The organism is Kitasatospora sp. NPDC043949, from assembly GCF_056435365.1.
Genome location: NZ_JBWKEQ010000068.1, coordinates 27,938 through 29,044, shown reverse-complemented (window position 1 = coordinate 29,044; position 1,107 = coordinate 27,938). Strand labels below are relative to the sequence as shown.

Annotated in this window: 1 protein-coding gene and 1 pseudogene; both read left to right on the top strand. The window is 68.5% G+C overall.

The features are described 5' to 3' along the window. Positions 1 to 290 precede the first annotated feature (290 nt). Positions 291 to 428 (top strand): annotated as a pseudogene (locus AC07AL_RS34795) (IS5/IS1182 family transposase); the annotation flags it as partial. Positions 429 to 461: 33 nt separating this feature from the next. Continuing rightward, positions 462 to 743, top strand: coding sequence for a hypothetical protein (locus tag AC07AL_RS34790; protein WP_478319337.1), 282 nt, complete (start codon positions 462 to 464; stop codon positions 741 to 743). Positions 744 to 1,107: the final 364 nt, after the last annotated feature.

Genomic DNA, 1,107 nt, shown 5'->3' with positions numbered 1-1,107 from the left:
AAAAGCGTCGTGGACACCACCCGTCATCCCCCAACCCCCTCCCCGTTGGGGACTCTCCGAAGGAGCTCCCCCCGCCCCACTCCCTGCGCGCAGGGGGGCTCGCGCCCGCCGTGAGCCGAATATGTAGACCGACCGTCACCGAAGGTGGTCGGCGGACGGCACGGGGGAGAGAATTCTGCGGGCCGTCCTGGCCGACGCCGATGCCGAGAGCCGAATCGACTGGGGCATGGTCAGCGTCGATTCCGCGCTCATCGGCACGCGGCTGGCGCCTTCACCCCCCCCGAGGGTTCCGGGTCAGCGGAAGGAGGCCGGCACGTCACCGTTCTGATGAGGACCTAGGGTGCTCGCGAGGCGGTCTCACCTGCAAGATTCACCTTGCTGGGGAGGGTGGGTGTCGCCCGCTCGGATTTGTGATCACGCCCGGCCAGGGGCGCCGCAGATGATTCCCGTGCACCCGGATAGTGGCGGCGAAGTTCGCCGAGTACGCGCTCGTCGACAGCCCTGACGTCCCACAGCGAGCTGTCTACTTCGGTCAGGGCGATCATCACCCCGTCCCCGGCGAACCCAAGTGCTTCGGCGTCGATCAGTTGGAGGAAGGGGGTCGTCAGCGACAACAGCGTCAACGTGTCCATGCCGCCGTCGGCAGACCGTCTCTCCATCTCGGCGCAACGAGGATCGACGATTTCGTCGAACTCGACGCGCCACTTCAGGTCCAGGCCGAAGCTGCCCAGGCGGACCAGTAGCTCAGCCAGCGTCACGTAGTGCTCTCCGTACCAGGCAGGAAACGTGATCCCCTTCATCCCCGCCTCTGCTTCGGCTGTATTGCGTGACAAGCGACCCCCTTCGTTCAACTGCAAACACTAGATCGCGGCCCTGACCAGCTCACACGACCCATCGGACAGGCCCTCGCCCCCGCCCGCTGGACGTCACACGCCGCCCCGCCCGCCTCCCCACGCCCGGCGCCGTTTCCGCCTCAGAGAATTATGTAGACCGACCGTCATATTCCTAGCCCCGGCCCACCTGGGGCGCTGGGGGGGGGGGGGGGGGGGGGGGGGGGGTGTGTGGGGGGGGGGGGGGGGGGGTGGGGGGGGGGGGGGGGAGGGGGAG